This is a genomic window from Vibrio sp. B1REV9, assembly GCF_905175395.2.
GTDB lineage: Bacteria > Pseudomonadota > Gammaproteobacteria > Enterobacterales > Vibrionaceae > Vibrio > Vibrio alfacsensis.
Genome location: NZ_CAJIMW020000221.1, coordinates 280,303 through 298,966, shown reverse-complemented (window position 1 = coordinate 298,966; position 18,664 = coordinate 280,303). Strand labels below are relative to the sequence as shown.

Genomic DNA, 18,664 nt, shown 5'->3' with positions numbered 1-18,664 from the left:
AGTCCCGGACAGTCCCCTTGGTACAAAGCTTGAAGTCATTTGGGCTTAGTGTCATAGTTGCGGCAGTTTTTATGCAAATTAATTCGGTATAGGTTATCTATGGCTCTGAAGTATCAAGTTGTTCCAGTAACATCTTTCTCTCAAAACTGTTCTATCGTCTGGTGTGATGAAACCATGAAAGGCATCGTGATTGATCCGGGCGGTGACGAAAAGCAGCTTGCGATGCTCATTAAAGAGTTGGGCGTAGACGTGGTAAATCTTGTCCTCACTCATGGTCACCTTGATCACGTAGGTGGCACAGAGCCATTGTCTGCATTGCTAGGCGGCACTGAAATTGTGGGCCCGCATAAAGCAGATAACTTCTGGTTGCAGGGGTTAGAGGGACAAAGCCAAATGTTTGGTTTTCCGCTAACTGAGGCGTTTGAACCACACCAATGGCTAAATGATAGTGACACTGTCACCTTTGGTAATCAAACACTCAATGTGATCCACACGCCAGGTCATACTCCGGGTCACGTTGTGCTATACAGTGAAGAGGCGCGTCTTGCGTTTGTGGGCGATGTATTATTTAACGGTAGCGTTGGTCGTACTGATTTCCCTCAGGGAGATTTCAACACGCTTATCAGCTCGATAAAAGAGAAATTATGGCCTCTCGGTAACGATGTCACGTTTGTACCAGGTCATGGCCCACAATCTACTTTTGGTCACGAGCGCAAAACAAACCCATTCGTTGCTGACGAAATGCCACTGTACTGATAAGTCATAGATCTAATAAATCAAATATCTGGCTCGGCGGCCGCTAAGTATCGTCGAGCCAATCCTACAAACTCCTCTGCGTCTCTATCTAAGTCACTGGCTGAGATAAACACATCATAGCCGTAGAACTTTCTTTGATATTTCATTCGATTGGCGAGCATCGCTTGCAAACCGTCGTAGTGAATGCCCTCTTTACTGATATAAGGGGCAGGATCAAGCACCATATCTTCGAATTTCGTCTCACAGTGACTTTGTTTTGCACCCAAGTATAAAAGTGCCCGCTGGCTAAGTAGCACTTCTGTCGCAATGCGAGGGCAAATGGCATTGAGATACGGAGAATAGTGTTTGAGTCGAATGCCAATCCAAGGGAGAGGTTGATGCCACCCTTCTTGTTGGTACGTGCAGATCCCGATGGTGTCAATATTCTTCCAACGAACGACCCAGCCACCTTTGAATAAATGTTGTTGGAAGTGAGAAGCCGTTAAGGTGAACGCTACTTGGCTTTTTTTGATCATAATGATCGCGAAACCAACGATGATTGCCATCAATACCACAGAAAGCATGGCCTGTTTCCAACCGGGAGCAATGGAAACCAAAAACAAGGTAATGAGCACAACTAACAGCATGATCAGGCGGTTGATTGGTGCATCGGATTTGAAATGAGAATTCGTGATATGCAGAGTTTCCATACTTGTCACCTTGAACATGAGCACGGTGGGTGCTTAAAGTTTGATGTGCGTTAATACCTCTGTTTTTATACCCAGTATTCAATAAATCCGTTCACAATTTATCTGTTTAAATAGTAGACGTTCTATGCCTGGAGCGCATTTTTCATCGCGTTTCACCGCGAAAACCTACAAATTGCTTCTAAATTTTGGTATAAAACGCGCTTCAAATTTTCATCCCTGCTGATATGCAGTGAACTGGAGAAATATTCAATGAGACTTGCTCATAAGCGTAAAGTGCAGATGAAACTGCAAAAGCGCATTAAAGCGACAGTAGCGAACTTAGCTGCAGCACCAAAAGCTGCAAAGCCTGTTGTTGAAAAAGCAGCGGCACCTCTTGTCGCGGAACAAGCTGTTGTTGAGAAAGCAGTAGCTGAGAAGAAAGTAGCTGCAGCAAAAGTTGTAGAGGTTGCACTGACGCCTAAGCAGCAACAAGTGTTAGACATCGTTGTTGCAAATGCAGAGGGTATCAACCCTAAAGGCATTGGCTTAGCAGCAGGCCAAGAAGATACAAAAGCGGCATCATGGGCTACTGGCGCGCTTAAAAAGCTTCTTGAAGAAAACCTAGTTCAAAAAGAGCAGTTGGCAGGTAACAAAGTTATCTATAAAGCAGTTTAATTACCGCTGTAATTCTCTCTTAATACCTCGACTAAGTTCGGGGTATTTTTTTATCCAGTACCTATCGTCCCAATGACTTAAACATATGTGGGACCTTGGCTTATGCTCACATCACTCATTTGTTCGAGCAGATATTATTCTAACGTCACAAACCTGCCATTTGTCACATTTCCTTAAATAGTATGTAAATTTTCGCGCAGTAACATACGTACGTATATGCCTGGTGACTTTTATTTTGGGGCTTTATTAACACCCTGATAAAACGATTAAAATTCTATCATTGGTATAAATCCTACGTAGTACTACGTAATACCAAAGGCTGATTCCTAGATTTTTCTATTGATACCGTGCGTGTTCGTGCCCATTTCTAACCTCTCAATAATGATTCATCTTTTATCTCGAATCCTTGTGAAATGGATGACAACAATAACCTTGGTGACAAAGGACGTGAACGATGAGTCTTATCCAAAAATCTTTGAAGCGAGTGCTCAAGGCAACGGCAATGGTTGCTGCAATGGCATTCGTCACAACTTCTGCGAGTGCTGACGACAAAGTGTATCGCCTTAAACTGGCGGAAACGTGGGGACCTAATTTCCCAATTTTCGGTGATGCGACCAAAAATATGGCGAAAATGGCAGAAGAAATGTCGAATGGACGCCTGCAAATTCGTATTGATTCAGCAAACAAACATAAAGCGCCTTTGGGCGTGTTTGATATGGTGAAATCTGGCCAGTATGACATGGGTCACTCGGCGTCTTATTACTGGAAAGGCAAAGTACCTAACACGCTTTACTTTACTTCGATGCCTTTCGGTATGCTGCCAACCGAACAATATGCATGGTTCTATTACGGTGGCGGTATGGAGCTAATGGAAAAAGTGTATTCCCCACATAACCTTTTGTCGTTCCCTGGTGGTAATACGGATACACAAATGGGGGGGTGGTTCCAAAAAGAAATCAAATCTGTTGATGATCTACAAGGTTTGAAAATGCGAATTCCAGGCTTCGCGGGCGAGATTCTTGCTGAGCTAGGTGCAAAACCAACCAACATTGCACCGGGTGAACTATACACATCACTAGAACGTCGGACGATTGATGCATTGGAGTGGGTCGGTCCATCACTAGATTTGCGTATGGGTTTCCACAAGATCGCGCCTTACTACTACACAGGTTGGCATGAGCCGGGCACAGAATTACAGTTCCTAATCAACAAACGCGCTTGGGACCGTTTACCTGATGATCTGAAAGCCATTCTTCAAGTTGCGATGAAAACAGCTGCGTACGACATGTACACACAATCTAAGCACGAAAGTGGAAAGAACTGGGCGTCTATCCAATCAGAATATCCAGACGTACAAGTGAAAGACTTCCCACCAGAGGTTATCTCTGCTCTGCGTGAAGCAAATGAACGTCTACTTAAAGAGCACGCAGAGAAAGATGCGTTAGCGAAAGAGATTCAAGAATCTCAAGCAAACTACATCGAGCAAGTGCGCCCTTGGTCTAACATTTCTCACCGAGCTTACTTAAACAGTCAAGCTCAGCAATAACTTCACCAAGCAGGCTAACGTTGAGCTTATACCCCTAATTAGCCTGCGAATGAAGCCCAAGAAAAACTTCTCTTTGAGAAGTATTTATTACCCGACACGTCCAGATGTTGGGCATAACAGAGCTCCGCATCATAGCGGAGCCATTCTACATGTTCCATGGAGTTCGGAATGAGAAGCCTTATTTATATTGAGCGAATCTTTAACCGCTTCGGTGACTTTCTAGGATGGTTATCCAGTATCCTATTTATCTTGTTGTTAGCGAACGTGGTGTATGACGTTGTCATGCGTTATGTGTTTAACGACGTATCGATTGCCTTTCAAGAGATGGAATGGCACTTATTCTCTGCTGTATTTCTACTTGGTGTCCCATATGCGATTAAGTCCGGTGGGCACGTACGAGTCGACATTTTTTATGAGCGTTTATCATACAAAGCGCAGTCCATTATCGACATCATAGGCACGTTACTTTTTCTATTTCCGTTTTGCCTTTTGGTTGCTTGGTTTGGTATCGACTTTGCTAAAGAAAGTTATGCATTGGGTGAGACATCAGGTGACCCAGGTGGTTTGCCTTACCGCTGGATCATTAAGGCCATGATCCCACTTTCATTCTTATTTATGGCGATCAGTGGCGTTGGATTGTTACTGCACTCGATCAACAAAATCGTGAACCCTCATCTCATCTATGCCGGTAACAACGGTAAGTCGTAAAAGGAAGTCAGAATGATCGGTATAGTGATGTTTTTTGTAGCGTTGTTTGCGTTACTGCTTGGTTTTCCTGTTGCCTTTACTTTTGGAGGCATCGCATTAATTTTTGGCGTGTGGGCTGAGGGCATCGAGATGTTTGCTTTCATGCCATACCGTATTCAGTCCATTATGGAGAACACGGTACTGATGGCCGTACCGCTGTTTGTTTTCATGGGGTTGGTTTTACAAAAAACTCGATTAGCAGAACAGCTACTTGAATCCATGGGACGCCTATTCGGTGGTGTTCGCGGTGGTATTGCCATTTCTACCGTATTAGTGGGCGCTTTATTGGCCGCTTCTACAGGGGTTGTGGGAGCGTCTGTTGTGGCGATGGGCCTGATTTCTCTGCCAGTGATGCTCAAGTACAACTACGATAAAGGCTTGGCATGCGGCACTATTTGCGCGTCAGGAACACTCGGGCAAATTATCCCACCCTCTATCGTATTAATCCTACTTGGGGATGTACTCGGTGTGCCAGTTGGCGATTTATTCCAAGCGGCGATTTGGCCAGGATTAATGCTGGTGGGCGCGTATGTAATCTATATTCTTATCTACGCTAAATTGAATCCAGAAGCGGCTCAACCCATCGAGCGTGATGAATCTATCAGCCGAAAAGACGAAGTGATCACCGCGTTGAAAGCCGTCATCCCACCTCTTGCGCTGATCGTCGTCGTGCTGGGTTCGATCTTTGCAGGCATTGCAACACCCACTGAGTCTGCTGCACTAGGTGGGGCAGGGGCGATAGTGCTTGCACTTCTGTACAAACAGTTTAGCTGGTCGATGGTCTACGAAGCGTCTAAAGAAACAGTTAAAGTGACAGCGATGGTCTTTGCTATTTTATTAGGTGCGACCGCGTTCTCAATGGCCTTTACTTACACTGGTGGCGATTACTTAGTGGAAGAGTGGATGATGCAGTTGCCGGGAGAGAAATGGGGATTCCTGATCATTACGATGCTCGTTATCCTGATCCTAGGCTTCTTTATTGATTTTGTGGAAATCTGTTTCATCATCGTACCAATTATTGCACCCGTTGCGGAGTTGATGGGCATCAACATGACGTGGTTTGCGATATTAATTGCGATGAATCTACAGACCTCTTTCCTGACTCCGCCATTTGGTTTCAGCCTCTTTTACTTGAAAGGTGTCGCTCCGGCAGGGGTAACGACAAAAGATATTTACAGAGGAGTAATGCCATTCATTGCCATTCAGATTGCGGTCCTCACCTCGATCTTGGTTTTCCCAGGTTTTATGGCATGTAGTGGCTGATGCCAATCGTCGTATCTGATGGTGATAGTAACGATGATTAGAGCGGTGATTGGTATGAGAGTTAAATTAGGAAACTGTGAGCTGTAAGTTTCCACCTTGTAGCACAAGTTGTTAAGCTGCCTATTCGTAAGGATAGGCAGTTTTTCATGGAGGATGAAATGCCTCTTAAAGCGAAACTCATCTTGCTAGCTTTGATTCCAGTGTTACTGGTGACCGCGAGCATCAGTTGGATTTCTATCTATCAGGCTAAAACGCTTGGTCAACGAGAAGTGGAAATCTTTCATCAAAGTCTCATCCAATCGAAAGAAGCCGCGCTGAAAGATACGGTCGATCTCGCTTTTGATGCCATCTCGCATATCTATAACGATCCCCACCTTGATGAAAGTGTCGCGAAAGCCCAAGTTAAAGCCATTCTTAATCGTCTACGCTATGGCTCAGATGGGTACTTTTTTGCGTATGACCAATACGGCACTAATCTTGTTCACCCCATTCAACCTGATTTGACGGGACAGAACTTACTCCATATCCAAGACCAAAATGGAGACCGCTTGATTGAGGCGCTATTGCATCAAGCTCAGCGAGGTGGCGGTTTCCATCAATATTTATGGCAAAAGCCGTCCACGGGAGAAACCGTACCAAAACTCAGTTATGCGGCATGGCTTGATAAGTGGCAATGGATGATCGGAACTGGGCTATATATTGAAGATGTCAGCCGAGAAGTTTCTAATATGCGAGCCGCGGTGAATCGGAATATAGAAACGACATTTTTCTCTGTCGTGGTGATTTTGGTTGTCACAGTCGCGGTGATCATCGTCTTTACGTTGGCGATAAACCTGCATGAACACCGGTTGGCGGATAAGAATCTTAAAGAGCTTGCTCATAAAACGGTGATGTTTCAAGAAGACGAAAAAAAGCACCTAGCTAGGGAGCTTCATGATGGTATCAACCAGTTGTTAGTGTCGAGTAAGTGTCACTTAGAGTTGATGGAGCATCGAATTGAAGATCAAAAACTAAAGTCACATCTAGAAAAATCTCAGCGCTCTTTGATGACTGCGATCAGTGAAGTTCGCCATATTTCTCATCAATTACGTCCTAGTGCCTTAGACGACATTGGCTTAGAGGCGGCGCTGACGACCTTACTTCAGGATTTTCACTCTCATTCAGGGATTGAAATTGACAGCCATTTTGATACCGCACAAACCAAACTCAAGTCGGAAGTCTCTACCACGCTCTATCGAGTGGCGCAGGAGTCATTGAATAATATAGAAAAACATGCGCAGGCTAAAACCGTAACGATGACACTAAATAAAATGGGGAGCATTCTTCAATTACTGATTCGGGATGATGGTATCGGTTTTATGGTGAGCTCTGCTGCTCATAAACAAGGGATAGGATTACGGAATATGCGTGAACGTGTGGAGTTCATTGGTGGTGAATTTGAGCTGATGAGTGAGCCTGGTTTAGGCACGGAAATTACCGTACTGTTAGATTTAGATGGATTAGTTTATGGATAAACCAATTAGTGTGGTGATTGTCGATGATCATCAAGTGGTACTAGATGGATTTATGGCTCGCTTAGAGCTAGAGCCAGATATTGATGTGATTGGCACGGCAAGTAATGGGTTAGAAGCGATAGAGGTCGTTAAGCATTTAAGCCCAGATGTCGTATTGATGGATATTAGCATGCCAATCATGAATGGCATCGAGGCGACAGGGGTGATCAAAGAAGAATGCCCTCAATGCAAAACTTTGATGCTGACGATGCATGACAACCGGGAATACATCATGAAAGTGATGCAGGCGGGAGCCGTTGGCTACATGTTGAAAGAAATTTCAGCAGAAAAGATGGTTCAGGCGATTAAAACAGTCAATCAGGGTTCAACGTATTTTTGCGAGTCGGTTACTCAAACATTGTTCACTCAAGATGTGATACCTGTGGCACAAAAACCAAATCCATTAAGCCGTCGCGAAGAGGCGGTACTCAAATTGGTCGCCCAAGGGAATAGCAGCAAAAAGATTGCCACTTTACTTGATATAAGCTATCGAACGGTAGAAACCCACCGACACAATATAAAGCATAAGCTGGATTTACACTCGACAGCTGAACTGGCCAAATACGCATTTGAAACAGGTTTAACGGATTAAAGGCGAGCGCACATAGTCGGTTTATTTTAGACAATGAGCGCTCATGAAGAAGTTTATTCTGGTTTAGTGATGCTGCCCAACTCTAGCATTGGAGCAACGTCGATATCTTCAGCATTCATCATCGTAGAAATGCGTTGGACTGAAGAAAGCAGCAGACTTTGTTCCCACTCTTCAAGTTTTTGAAAACGACTAATAAAGTGCTCTTGAAGTGGGGTCGGTGCTTGCTCGAGTACGGCGATGCCTTGTTCCGTAAGTACAGCATGCACTTTTCGTTTGTCTTCCACACTACGGCGACGCTCCACATATTTATTACGCTCTAAGCGGTCCAATATTGTGGTTGCCGTTGCTTGGCTCATGTTGGTATGGCTCGACAGCTGTTTAATGGTGACGTTATCTAACTCGCTGATAGCGCGCATTAGGATCAGCTGAGGAGCAGTCAACCCAGACTCTTTACTTAGCTTTTTAGAATGTAGGTCGATCGCTCGGATGATCTGACGAATCGAGACCAAAACTTCTTCGTACTTTTCCAATTTTTTCATCCAGTCGTTTAGGAAGCATATTACGAGGTGACACTAACTCAAAAGCACTGTTTTTAAAAGGGCTTAGTGATGCTGGGCATCAGCAATTTTGCAATTCATAGCATTGAGAGCGTTTTGTCACGCGGATTTATGCAAGTGATAGAAGATCTCCTAAAATAATTATAGTAATAAATATTCGTAGTCTAAACAGGATAATGGGTAAGTTTGCTACTTTAGATGGGTTCTACTGATTTAAAACAGGTTAATTGGATTTTTTATCAGCAAGTGATAGACAAAAAAACCTCAAATGGTAGGATTTGCGACTTTCTGGAAAGTTAAATGTATCGTGCTCAAATTATTTTTGATGTTTTTATCAAATTAAGAAAGCACAAAAGAGAGGAACAATGACAAAAGGTATAGATAAGTACAGTATCGATAGTACCGACTATACGGTTGGTCAAGATAATGTCCAGAAATGGGGCTTTGACGTACATAACCCAGTGTTTGGTATTAGCGCTGGTTTCATCGCACTTTTTCTTGTCGCTGCATTAGTTCTAGATGCGCATACCGCAAAAACCGCACTGGATGGCATTAAGCTGAAAATCATCAGTTCTTTTGACTGGCTGTTCATCATCTCAGGTAACATTTTCGTTATCTTCTGTTTAGGCCTTATCGTTTCACCAATGGGTAAGATTCGCCTTGGTGGTAAAGATGCTGTGGCGGATTATTCATTCATGTCATGGCTGGCCATGTTGTTTGCCGCTGGCATGGGTATTGGCCTGATGTTTTGGAGTGTGGCAGAACCGGTGGCGTATTTCACTGGTTGGTATGAGACACCATTAGGCGTTGAAGCGAACACTCCGGAGGCCGCAAGGCTTGCACTTGGCGCGACCATGTTCCACTGGGGTTTACACCCTTGGGCAATCTACGGTGTTGTGGCACTGTCACTTGCATTCTTCACTTACAATAAGGGTTTGCCGCTTTCCATGCGTTCGATTTTCTACCCGCTATTGGGCGATCGTGCATGGGGTTGGGCTGGTCACATTGTTGATATCCTTGCTGTACTGGCTACTTTATTTGGTTTAGCGACTTCCTTAGGTTTGGGGGCGCAACAAGCGGCGAGTGGTATCCACCATGTGTTTGGTGTTGAGCCTGGGCTCGGGTTGCAAATTGTCGTTATCACTGTTGTCACCTTGTTAGCGGTCGTTTCGGTTATCCGTGGTATTGATGGCGGTGTAAAAGTCATCAGTAATATCAACATGATTATCGCCTTTTTGTTGCTTATTCTGGTTGGTTTGATTGGTTGGGCAGTAAGTTTAGGCTCAATTCCAACCACTTTGATGGCATATGTGGAAAATTTAGTGCCATTGAGTAACCCATTTGGTCGCACTGACGAAGCTTGGTTCCAAGGTTGGACGGTATTCTACTGGGCTTGGTGGATCTCATGGTCACCATTTGTGGGTATGTTTATCGCACGAGTATCACGCGGTCGTACGGTCCGTGAGTTCATTACTGCTGTTCTGATTGTCCCAACTGCAGTAACACTCATTTGGATGTCGGTCTTCGGTGGTCTAGCAATCGACCAAGTGATCAACAATGTCGGTGATTTAGGCGCGAATGGCCTGACTGACGTGTCACTTGCTATGTTCCAAATGTTTGATGTTTTGCCGTTTGGTAACATACTTTCGATTATTGCCGTTGTACTGGTATTGGTATTTTTCATTACCTCTTCAGACTCAGGATCGTTGGTGATTGATAGCATCACAGCTGGTGGTAAAGTCGATGCTCCCGTACTTCAACGTGTATTTTGGGCGTTTATGGAGGGGGCAATTGCTGTTGCGCTACTCTGGATCGGTGGCTCGGAAGCGGTTCAAGCACTTCAAGCAGGGGCGATTTCGACTGCCTTACCATTTACCTTTGTCTTACTTGCTATGTGCGTGAGTTTGGTGATGGGTATGCGAACTGAGCGTCAATAAGGGCCAATTTTATAAAAATTGCTTATATATTAGTAACTTAAAAAGTCAGTGTTTATGCTGGCTTTTTTTTGTGATTTTTATGACGATAGACAAAAAAATGACGCATTAAATCTTTATTTAACAAAGGTTTATTATTTCAATTTTATAAATAAAAGAACGTGATTAGTTGTGTAAAAATGTGTAATATTTGCTCGCCTTAACTGTTCTCCCAACTTCTATAATAATGATGAAACTAACGCTAAAACAAAAACTAATTGGCGCAAGCCTATCCGCTGTTGTCGTTATGGCGACAGCATTAACCTGGTTGTCGGCTGGTCAATTATTTGATCAGACTCGTTCAGGTGTCTATTCACGCGCACAGAGCCTAAGTAATTCGGCTTCAGAGGGGATCGCTGATTGGGTTGCCATTCGTAAAGATATCGCAACAGCTTTCAATGATTACTCAACAGAGCGTGATGTTGTGCCTTTTTTACAACAAGCACGTAAAGCAGGGGGCTTTGACGATATCTTCCTTGGTACGCCAGAGGGGGACATGTACCGTTCTCACCCTGAGCGAAATCGTGCTGATTACGATCCGCGTACTCGCCTTTGGTACAAAGAAGCGAATGCTGCCGGTAAGCAGATTATTACTGAAGCCTATCAAGACGCCATCACCAATGCACTGCTCGTGACGATTGCAGAGCCAGTCATGAAAAATGGCCGCTTTATTGGTGTTGTTGGTGCAGACGTATTGATTGATCAATTAATAGAGGATGTCATCAGTCTTAATGCTGGTCAAAATGCATATGCCATGTTGATTGATATGAATACTGGCACTTTCCTCGCTCATCCAAATAAAAGCTTAACGCTTAAACCAATCACTAACCTTTCTAACGAACTTTCCAAAGAATCCATAGAGCGTGCAGCCAACACTGGTACCATTGAAACCGCAACGATTGCAGGTCAAGAAAAGCTATTCTATTTCAGTAAAGTGCCGGGAACGCACTGGATGTTTGCGATTGAAATGGATCGTGCAACAGAAGAAGCAGGGCATTCGCAGCTTTTAAGTGAAATGATCATCACAGCGGTCTTGATCACTATCGCCGTAATTATCGCCGTTTCTTGGCTTGTCGGGTTCTTATTCCGCGACCTTGGACGAGTATCGAAAGCTCTTGAAGAAATTGCTTCGGGCGAGGGTGACTTAACTCAACGACTAGAACCTCGTAGTGACGATGAAGTCGGTAAGCTTGCTGAGAACTTTAACCGCTTTGTGGGTAACATGCATACCATGGTTGTCAAGTTAAGTGATGTATCATCAGCACTATCAGAGCAAGCGCGAACCACGGCACAACAAGCTCAAGAACGTAGCCAACGCATTTCTTACCAACAAGATGAAATTAACATGGTTGCGACGGCTGTGAATGAAATGGCAGCGGCAACACAAGAAATTGCGGGCAATGCTGATAATACCGCAAACAATTCTGAAGAAGCGGTACAAGCCTGTGTTCATGGTTCTGAGCAAGTTACGCAAACACAAACGTCCATTCAAAGCCTCGCTCATGAAGTGCAGGTTGCGACGAATGTCATTCAAGAGCTTGAAGCGCATGGAAACAGCATCAATGCAATCTTATCAACGATTCAGGGCATTGCAGAGCAAACCAACTTATTGGCGCTAAATGCGGCGATAGAAGCGGCTCGCGCGGGTGAGCAAGGTCGTGGTTTTGCGGTCGTTGCAGATGAAGTTCGAGTGCTTAGTCAGCGGACTCATGCATCAACGAAAGAAATCCAAGAAACCATTGAAATGTTGCAAGGCACTACGGCTAAAGCTGTTGGTATCATGGATGATGGTCGTCGTTTGGCGGATACCAGTGTTGATGACGCCAATGCAGCGGCAGTGAGCCTTACTCAGATCCACACCGCAGTAGAGCGAATCAGTGATATGGCAACGCAAATCGCATCAGCGGCAGAAGAGCAAGCATCGGTAACGACGGAAATTACACGTAATACCGAGGGTATCCGCGATGTATCAAATGAACTTGCGGTAGAAGCGCAGCAAGCTGCAGACCAAGCGTCATATTTATCAACCTTGTCTCGTGAACTAGAGCAAGAGATCAACCGCTTTAAGCTGTAGTGACGGACGACCATTTTAGTATGCTAGTTCGCTAGAATGGTAAAGACCTAAAATGAAAAGGAGCCAATGATTGGCTCCTTTTTTACCTTTTTACATTGGTATTAAAGCCAGAAGTCGCCGATGGGGTGATCTGGCTGATAGTGGTGAGCGATTTGAGCCTGCAATAATTCAGCTGTTGCAATGGCATCGGTTAGCGCGTGATGAGGCGTATAGTCTGGTAGGCCATATCGTCGACGAGATTGGGCTAAGCGTAGTGACTCTGGCTTTTTCCCTTTAACTTTGTTCCAGATGCCACCATGAAGTTTTTGCTGAATATTCGCTTCAATCTCTAATGTGTCCAGTACGGGGAACTCGATACCCTCGTCGATACGGCTACGAAGCGCGTGGTCGAGGAACTCACGTTCAATTCTTCGATAGTGCACCACGACAATTTTTCCGCTCAGGCTAGCCAAAATATCACTGAGAATTTCATTGAGATCAGGCGCATCAATCAGATCACTATGAGTAATACCGTGAATGATGACAGAATCTTCAGCCAGCTTTTCTTGCGGTCTTACTTTCCAATGCTTGGATTGGCGTAAAAAAATTCGATTGAGATTAAAGGGCACTAACCCTATGGTGATAATGCCGTTTTTATGAGGATCTAGCCCAGTGGTTTCGAAGTCCATTGCAACAAACTCAACCTCAGAGATTGGCGTGTTTGCATCGGGCAGATCATGGCCATAAAACGCAATGAGCCGCTCATCCGTTGCCCGCTCTTGTTTATGCTTAAACTTAGTTGGCCATTGAATGGTCGGTTTTTGAAATAACTTCTTAATCATCACGTACCTCACTTGAAGCTATTGCTCGCTTGGTAACGGAACTTGAGGAAGTTCTGACCATTACTCAAAATTTGGAATGCATCTTTTAGGTTACGACGTTCAAAATCAGACAAATTTTCTGGCTCGATATTGTTATCAGGATCCATACCTAGCTCAACGTCGACCGCTTGGTGGCGAATTCGAACCATAGAAATAAACTCTAGGGCATCTTTTAAGTCCTGAGCTCGTCCTTTAGGTAGGATGCCGGCATCAATAATGTCATCAAGACGCTCAAAAGAATTTTGTGCGCGTGATCCGACGGCTAAAGCATGAACACGAATAAGATCAACTAACGGTGCGGTGCCGCGACGTTTCAGGTTAATCGAGTTTTTATGTTGGCCATCTTTCTCCATTACGAAATCTTTAAAGAACCCTAAAGGAGGTGTTCGGTTTAATGCGTTGCGTGCTAAGCAGGCTAAGAATCGGTTGTTTTTTCGAGCCCGTCTGACGATGAAGCTGGTCAATTGCTCTGCCCATTTCAAGCGACCATAAACACCATCTAAGTCGAAGAAAATAGAAGCGTTGAGTAGCGCTTTTGGGTTTGGATCATCAATCCAATCGGCAAAGCACTCTTCCCATTGAGAACGCGTCATACGCCAAAGAGGATTGGTTGCCATAATGTCGCCTGTACAGTATTTGTAACCACAAACGTTTAGGCCGTCACTGACAAATTGTGCCAGTGTTTCAAAATACTTGCCGTGTTGCGCTTCATCATAACTGTCATCAAGAATGATCGCGTTGTCTTGGTCTGTGACCAATAATTGCTCATCACGGCCCATGGAGCCGAGCGCTAAGAAACAATACGGAACGGGTGCTGGGCCCAACTCTTCTTCAGCTATTTCAAGTAGGCGTTGTTTAAAGCTGCGACCGATAACAGACATCGCGCTACCAACCATGTGTGAATTCGCATCTTCATTGACTAAGCGAACAAAACTGCTTTTTACTTCTTCGGCAACAATGGCAAGATCTTCGATAGTTTGCTGTTGGAAGATACTGCTCACTAACAACAGAGAGTTCTGCGATTCATAGCGAACAATATCCGTTGCTTCAATGATGCCAATCGGCATCTGATCTTTGACGACAGGCAGGTGGTGTACGTTGTAGCGAAGCATCGTCAGCATGGCTTCATACACATAAGCATTGTGGTCGAGTGATATCACTTCCGTTGTCATGACCGTCGCTACATCATCTTGTGGTGACAAGCCCTCGGCTAACACTCGCGTACATAAATCACGGTCGGTAATGATGCCAACGACAGGAGATTGTGGATCGTCTTCATCAAGAGTGAAATCCGGGTCGACAATCAATAATGACGATACGTTTTCCTGAGCCATTAACTGGGCAGCTGCTTGAATCGTTTGATTTCTAGCGATGGTTGGAGCTTCGCGCGTGAGGAGGGTTTTCACTTTTGAGGTTGTGAGGTCATTAGCATCGCTGTTTTCCGAGACTGCCTGTCGTAAGCGAGCACTGTTTTCAACTTCAACAAAGTCAGCGAAACTGTCGAAGTTATCATACAGCTCTTGGAAAATATCTTGAGGAATACAGTAGAGTAGGGAGTCTTCAATCGCTTTAACCGGGAAACGGACCTTATTGTTTGTCAGTAGACCCATTTGCCCAAAAAGGTCACCCTCATCGAGTCGGTTATAAAGCTCCCCTTTGCGTCGATACACTTCGACCACACCACTTCTTACCATATACAGATCGTTAATTTGATCGCCAAAATGAATGATTGGCGTATCTTGTCGGTAATAAGAGATCTCTATGTTTTCGGTGATCTTGGTGAGAGTTTCTTCGGGTAGCTCGTTAAACGGGGGATACTTGGCGAGAAAGTTATATATCTCGAGAAGTTCTGCATCCATCAAGGTGCCTTTTCGTTTGCAAGTGGTAAGGTAATCTTAACTTAGTTTTAAAACAGAATCTTATCGGATCACTGTTTTTCGTGCGGAATGATAAGATTCCGATGAGCAGCACGGCAAATCGTTCTCAATTCGGCTACGCTGTCATGAAGATGCCGAATTAAATCAATAGAATGTAAACGGTATGAAAAGAGCAATGCTCTAAGAATAATTGAGTTCAAAATAAGAACTCGTAAAGAATAAGAGTGATAGAACAGTACTTTGAATGACACTCATGAAAGGAAGTAAAATGGTAAGAATATTATTAGCTGCACCTCTTGTAGCATTACCGGTGATGAGCGTTGCTTCAGAAGCAGAACAAGTAAGCAAGTTTGGCTATGAGCATATTCATCTTGATGTTGGTGCGGGAACGACCAATGAAGAGTGGTTAGATAATTCAAATGCGACCACGGCAGGTCTTGGCGGTAACTATCTTTTTACCGATAACTGGCTGTTCAACCTTGATTACACTGCGCAGTTTTTCCACCCCGATATTTACACTTTACGCATTGACCGTTTGTTAGTGGGTGGCGGTTACCGTTATGGTATTAATGAGCAATGGGACATCTATGGTATTTACAGTTTGGGGGCGATTAAAGCCAAAGCAACCAACGATGATACAGACAGAACGCTATCCTCAGAGAGCGAGTTCATTCAGGGTGTCAAGCTAGGGACCAATTACTTGATCAGTGAAAAACTTATCGCGACGGCTGAAATTTATCTCAATCGCAGTGATATCGTGGATGAAAACAATTACAAAATCGGTTTCAACTACCAGTGGCATGATGTCATTGGTACAGGACTTTACTATCAATACCGAGATACCGATTATCAAGGTGAAGCGTCAGAAGAGATCAATGAAGTTGGGTTGAGCTTTAAGTTCGTTTACTAGAACAGTATCGCTGTCGTTATATCGATGGCAGCCAAGGTCATAAATACAAAAAAGGTCAGCAATACGCTGACCTTTTGCAATTTTACTTGCTGATTTATAGAACCGCAGCAATACCTTTACATAAAGGTCCCATGTTCGATTTTGTCATGCCTGCAACACTAATGCGGCCTGAGCCAACGATGTAAATAGCAAACTCGTCTTTCAAGCGATTTACTTGCTCTTTTGATAGACCTGAGAATGAGAACATACCATTTTGACGTTCAATAAAGCTGAAATCGGCATCCACGCCCTCTGCTTTCAACGTTGCGACAAATAGCTCTCGCATCTCTTGGATACGATCACGCATTTCTGCAACTTCTGCTTCCCATTCTGCGCGCAGTGCAGCATCGTTAAGAATGTGAGTAACCACAGCACTACCGTGAGCGGGTGGGTTTGAATAGATAGAGCGGATGATAGCTTTCACTTGAGAGAATGCCGTGGTTGCGACGTCTTCTGATTCTGCAACCAGCGTAAATGCACCAACCCGTTCATTGTAGAGGCCAAAGTTCTTAGAGAAAGAGCTCGCAACTAGAATTTCTTTATTGTACTTAGCAAAGATACGCAGACCTGCCGCGTCTTCTTCTACACCTTTAGCAAAACCTTGGTAAGCGAAATCAAACAGTGGAAGCAGTTTCTTCTCAGCAACAAGCTTAGCCAGTGTTTCCCACTCTTCTGCCGTTGGATCAATACCCGTTGGGTTGTGGCAGCAGCCATGCAAAAGCACAATGTCACCTGCTGATGCTGCTTGAAGATCCGTTAGCATCGCGTCAAAGTCTTTGTCTTTTGTTTCTGCGTTGTAGTAGCTGTACTGCGCAGTTTCAATTCCTGCGGCCGTAAATACGCCATTGTGGTTTGCCCACGTTGGGTTGCTGATCCAGATCTTTACGTCGCCAAGTTGACGTTTAATGAACTCACCAGCAACACGTAAAGCACCTGTACCGCCTGGGGCTTGTGCTGTTTTTGCACGTTTTTCAGCCACAATCTCAGCGTCTGCGCCAAACAACAGTTTTTGAACAGCGAGTGCGTATTCCGCCGTCCCTTCAATTGTTAGATAAGATTTGGTTTTTTCTGTTTCAATTAATGCAGCTTCGGCTTTTTTTACGGTAGCAAGAACAGGGGTTTCGCCTTGCTCATTCTTGTAGATACCCACACCAAGGTTAATTTTTTCCGCGCGAGCGTCTTTTTTAAACTCTTCAGTTAGTCCAAGAATAGGGTCTGCCGGAGCGGCAAGTAATGTTTCAAACATAATCTTCATCCATGTGAATTGAAAGGGTCTGAGGTCATTTATACCTTCCAGCAATATTGGATACAACAGTTACAGAAAAGAAAACTTAAAAAAGTCTCGATTTGAAACAGATTGATAACAAAGCAGGCCTTTTTACTATGCATTCTCTTGAGTTAGCGTCTGAAAATCCAAACTTAATTTTTAAGTTGATTGGAAATTAACCACGATATCTCACTGTTCGCCAATACATTAACTGTTCGCTCATATATTAACTGTTCGTTAATACGTTAGGTTCTCGCTCATACATCAAGTGCTCGCGACTACGTTCGTGCATGCTGCTTTAATATTGAATGAGGGCTTTAAAGTGAGTTTCGAATGGAAAGCGTGGGGTGTATGAAGAGAGTGTAGAGAATAACTGAATGCACACATGGAAAACACACGCGCCCAACATCGGGCGCGCAGAAGAAGTTCGTTGTTATTTCTTCAGATTCATTTCTGATTCAATGGCATTGGTCTCAATATCAGGGTTTGAAGATAGCTTGCCACTTGCCCACTCATTTATGTGTTTTAGAACCGCTTTCAAAGCGTGTTTCTCAGTAGGGACTTCAGAACCCGTCACTTCGAGTTTTTGTTTTGGGTGTGAGCCAGTGACATCTTCTGCAACGTGCAACCAATCAGGATGCCAGTAGTAAGGTTGGCCAGATGGCGTGCTCCATGAATGAACGCCGTTAGATTCGCCTTTATATTGAATGTCATTTTCATTGTACTTTGTCATTATTATCATCTCTCATCTTCATGGGTTGAGGTACATCACCTTTACTTCATAAATGTAACAGACACACAAAGAATTAACGTGACGACCATCTACTTATTCTGTCGATGAATAACCGAATACGTTGCACAGTTCTCATTCATACCAATCGTCTGATCTTGTTAGACTTTAACCTTGTGGTAGGTATGGCAATCTTGCTTGTTAGTTTTCATTGAGATGTTTGATGATTGCGGCCTTAGCGTGCTCTTCTGTTGCGACTTCACCCTCAGGCACATCCAATTTTGCTTTTGGGTGAACCCCTAGCGCATCTTCTGCGATATGTAGCCAATCTGGATGCCAATAATATGGAATTGAGCTATCTGGGTGATCCCAACTGTGAACCCCTTTGTGTACGCCTCGATAGGAGAGGTCATCCATCGTAAACAGTTTCATTATTTATCCTCGGTGTTCTTTCATATCATTGAAAGTATGGAACATAATTTCACACTTTGAAGATAAAATTGCTACCGAGAAGAATGAGAAATCACGTTTCAAAAATGACCAATATAAATGACGGGTAAAAAAAGACCTCCACGAG

17 protein-coding genes are annotated in these 18,664 nt (G+C 44.1%); 10 read left to right on the top strand and 7 right to left on the bottom strand.

Going from position 1 to position 18,664, the window contains the following annotated elements:
* Positions 1-99 precede the first annotated feature (99 nt).
* The gene (locus KHN78_RS01820; RefSeq protein WP_211919546.1) at positions 100-756 is read left to right on the top strand and encodes an MBL fold metallo-hydrolase; all 657 of its coding nucleotides are present in this window, start codon (positions 100-102) and stop codon (positions 754-756) included.
* A 20-nt stretch (positions 757-776) separates the two neighbouring features.
* On the opposite strand, the gene KHN78_RS01815 is transcribed toward KHN78_RS01820, so the two are convergent.
* Positions 777-1,445, bottom strand: a complete 669-nt coding sequence (locus KHN78_RS01815) for a DUF2982 domain-containing protein (protein WP_211919543.1) — start codon at positions 1,443-1,445, stop codon at positions 777-779.
* A 249-nt stretch (positions 1,446-1,694) separates the two neighbouring features.
* Here KHN78_RS01815 and KHN78_RS01810 point away from each other — a divergent pair, with 249 nt between their 5' ends.
* The 6 genes from KHN78_RS01810 (at position 1,695) to KHN78_RS01785 (ending at position 7,800) form a co-directional block, all read left to right on the top strand.
* Complete coding sequence (locus KHN78_RS01810) at positions 1,695-2,099, top strand: MarR family transcriptional regulator (RefSeq protein ID WP_211919541.1); 405 nt, start codon at positions 1,695-1,697, stop codon at positions 2,097-2,099.
* Between the two features lie 454 nt (positions 2,100-2,553).
* Entirely contained in the window at positions 2,554-3,645 is a 1,092-nt protein-coding gene (locus KHN78_RS01805) for a TRAP transporter substrate-binding protein (protein ID WP_211919539.1), read from the top strand.
* A 168-nt stretch (positions 3,646-3,813) separates the two neighbouring features.
* Positions 3,814-4,353 carry a TRAP transporter small permease subunit gene (locus KHN78_RS01800; protein WP_211919537.1) on the top strand — a complete coding sequence of 180 codons (540 nt, stop codon included), beginning with the start codon at positions 3,814-3,816 and terminating at the stop codon, positions 4,351-4,353.
* 12 nt (positions 4,354-4,365) lie between these two features.
* Positions 4,366-5,655: a TRAP transporter large permease subunit gene (locus KHN78_RS01795; RefSeq protein ID WP_211919535.1), complete on the top strand. Its 1,290-nt coding sequence runs from the start codon at positions 4,366-4,368 to the stop codon at positions 5,653-5,655.
* 158 nt (positions 5,656-5,813) lie between these two features.
* Positions 5,814-7,169 (top strand): cache domain-containing protein, encoded by a 1,356-nt coding sequence (locus KHN78_RS01790; RefSeq protein WP_211919532.1) that lies wholly within the window; start codon positions 5,814-5,816, stop codon positions 7,167-7,169.
* Positions 7,162-7,800 (top strand): response regulator, encoded by a 639-nt coding sequence (locus KHN78_RS01785; RefSeq protein ID WP_211919530.1) that lies wholly within the window; start codon positions 7,162-7,164, stop codon positions 7,798-7,800. Before KHN78_RS01790 ends, KHN78_RS01785 begins: the two co-directional genes overlap by 8 nt.
* A 53-nt stretch (positions 7,801-7,853) precedes the next feature.
* Here KHN78_RS01785 and KHN78_RS01780 read toward each other — a convergent pair whose 3' ends face one another.
* On the bottom strand, positions 7,854-8,330 hold the full coding sequence (locus KHN78_RS01780) for a MarR family winged helix-turn-helix transcriptional regulator (RefSeq protein WP_128811113.1): 477 nt from the start codon (positions 8,328-8,330) through the stop codon (positions 7,854-7,856).
* Positions 8,331-8,722: 392 nt separating this feature from the next.
* Between KHN78_RS01780 and KHN78_RS01775 the strand changes: the two genes are divergently transcribed.
* Together KHN78_RS01775 and KHN78_RS01770 are read left to right on the top strand one after the other, a co-directional pair.
* Positions 8,723-10,294 carry a BCCT family transporter gene (locus tag KHN78_RS01775; protein ID WP_211919528.1) on the top strand — a complete coding sequence of 524 codons (1,572 nt, stop codon included), beginning with the start codon at positions 8,723-8,725 and terminating at the stop codon, positions 10,292-10,294.
* Between the two features lie 226 nt (positions 10,295-10,520).
* Positions 10,521-12,404, top strand: coding sequence for a methyl-accepting chemotaxis protein (locus KHN78_RS01770; RefSeq protein ID WP_211919963.1), 1,884 nt, complete (start codon positions 10,521-10,523; stop codon positions 12,402-12,404).
* Between the two features lie 101 nt (positions 12,405-12,505).
* On the opposite strand, the gene KHN78_RS01765 is transcribed toward KHN78_RS01770, so the two are convergent.
* Together KHN78_RS01765 and KHN78_RS01760 are read right to left on the bottom strand one after the other, a co-directional pair.
* Complete coding sequence (locus KHN78_RS01765; protein ID WP_211919526.1) at positions 12,506-13,225, bottom strand: 3'-5' exonuclease; 720 nt, start codon at positions 13,223-13,225, stop codon at positions 12,506-12,508.
* 8 nt (positions 13,226-13,233) lie between these two features.
* Positions 13,234-15,123, bottom strand: a complete 1,890-nt coding sequence (locus tag KHN78_RS01760; protein ID WP_211919525.1) for a putative nucleotidyltransferase substrate binding domain-containing protein — start codon at positions 15,121-15,123, stop codon at positions 13,234-13,236.
* A 286-nt stretch (positions 15,124-15,409) separates the two neighbouring features.
* On the opposite strand from KHN78_RS01760, the gene KHN78_RS01755 reads away from it, so the two are divergent.
* A complete protein-coding gene (locus KHN78_RS01755; RefSeq protein WP_211919523.1) occupies positions 15,410-16,051 on the top strand; it encodes an outer membrane beta-barrel protein in 642 nt (213 codons plus the stop codon).
* A 94-nt stretch (positions 16,052-16,145) separates the two neighbouring features.
* On the opposite strand, the gene KHN78_RS01750 is transcribed toward KHN78_RS01755, so the two are convergent.
* The 3 genes from KHN78_RS01750 to KHN78_RS01740 form a co-directional block, all read right to left on the bottom strand.
* Positions 16,146-17,336: an amino acid aminotransferase gene (locus KHN78_RS01750; RefSeq protein ID WP_211919521.1), complete on the bottom strand. Its 1,191-nt coding sequence runs from the start codon at positions 17,334-17,336 to the stop codon at positions 16,146-16,148.
* Positions 17,337-17,790: 454 nt separating this feature from the next.
* Positions 17,791-18,090 (bottom strand): hypothetical protein, encoded by a 300-nt coding sequence (locus KHN78_RS01745; RefSeq protein ID WP_211919519.1) that lies wholly within the window; start codon positions 18,088-18,090, stop codon positions 17,791-17,793.
* 198 nt (positions 18,091-18,288) lie between these two features.
* Positions 18,289-18,519 carry a hypothetical protein gene (locus tag KHN78_RS01740; RefSeq protein ID WP_211919517.1) on the bottom strand — a complete coding sequence of 77 codons (231 nt, stop codon included), beginning with the start codon at positions 18,517-18,519 and terminating at the stop codon, positions 18,289-18,291.
* Positions 18,520-18,664: the final 145 nt, after the last annotated feature.

Excerpts from the sequence above, each read along its gene's own strand:
- KHN78_RS01820 (WP_211919546.1), top strand. The coding sequence starts at position 100 with ATGGCTCTGAAGTATCAAGTTGTTCCAGTAACATCTTTCTCTCAAAAC.
- KHN78_RS01815 (WP_211919543.1), bottom strand. The coding sequence starts at position 1,445 with ATGGAAACTCTGCATATCACGAATTCTCATTTCAAATCCGATGCACCA.
- KHN78_RS01810 (WP_211919541.1), top strand. The coding sequence starts at position 1,695 with ATGAGACTTGCTCATAAGCGTAAAGTGCAGATGAAACTGCAAAAGCGC.
- KHN78_RS01805 (WP_211919539.1), top strand. The coding sequence starts at position 2,554 with ATGAGTCTTATCCAAAAATCTTTGAAGCGAGTGCTCAAGGCAACGGCA.
- KHN78_RS01800 (WP_211919537.1), top strand. The coding sequence starts at position 3,814 with ATGAGAAGCCTTATTTATATTGAGCGAATCTTTAACCGCTTCGGTGAC.
- KHN78_RS01795 (WP_211919535.1), top strand. The coding sequence starts at position 4,366 with ATGATCGGTATAGTGATGTTTTTTGTAGCGTTGTTTGCGTTACTGCTT.
- KHN78_RS01790 (WP_211919532.1), top strand. The coding sequence starts at position 5,814 with ATGCCTCTTAAAGCGAAACTCATCTTGCTAGCTTTGATTCCAGTGTTA.
- KHN78_RS01785 (WP_211919530.1), top strand. The coding sequence starts at position 7,162 with ATGGATAAACCAATTAGTGTGGTGATTGTCGATGATCATCAAGTGGTA.
- KHN78_RS01775 (WP_211919528.1), top strand. The coding sequence starts at position 8,723 with ATGACAAAAGGTATAGATAAGTACAGTATCGATAGTACCGACTATACG.
- KHN78_RS01770 (WP_211919963.1), top strand. The coding sequence starts at position 10,521 with ATGAAACTAACGCTAAAACAAAAACTAATTGGCGCAAGCCTATCCGCT.
- KHN78_RS01765 (WP_211919526.1), bottom strand. The coding sequence starts at position 13,225 with ATGATTAAGAAGTTATTTCAAAAACCGACCATTCAATGGCCAACTAAG.
- KHN78_RS01760 (WP_211919525.1), bottom strand. The coding sequence starts at position 15,123 with ATGGATGCAGAACTTCTCGAGATATATAACTTTCTCGCCAAGTATCCC.
- KHN78_RS01755 (WP_211919523.1), top strand. The coding sequence starts at position 15,410 with ATGGTAAGAATATTATTAGCTGCACCTCTTGTAGCATTACCGGTGATG.
- KHN78_RS01750 (WP_211919521.1), bottom strand. The coding sequence starts at position 17,336 with ATGTTTGAAACATTACTTGCCGCTCCGGCAGACCCTATTCTTGGACTA.
- KHN78_RS01745 (WP_211919519.1), bottom strand. The coding sequence starts at position 18,090 with ATGACAAAGTACAATGAAAATGACATTCAATATAAAGGCGAATCTAAC.
- KHN78_RS01740 (WP_211919517.1), bottom strand. The coding sequence starts at position 18,519 with ATGAAACTGTTTACGATGGATGACCTCTCCTATCGAGGCGTACACAAA.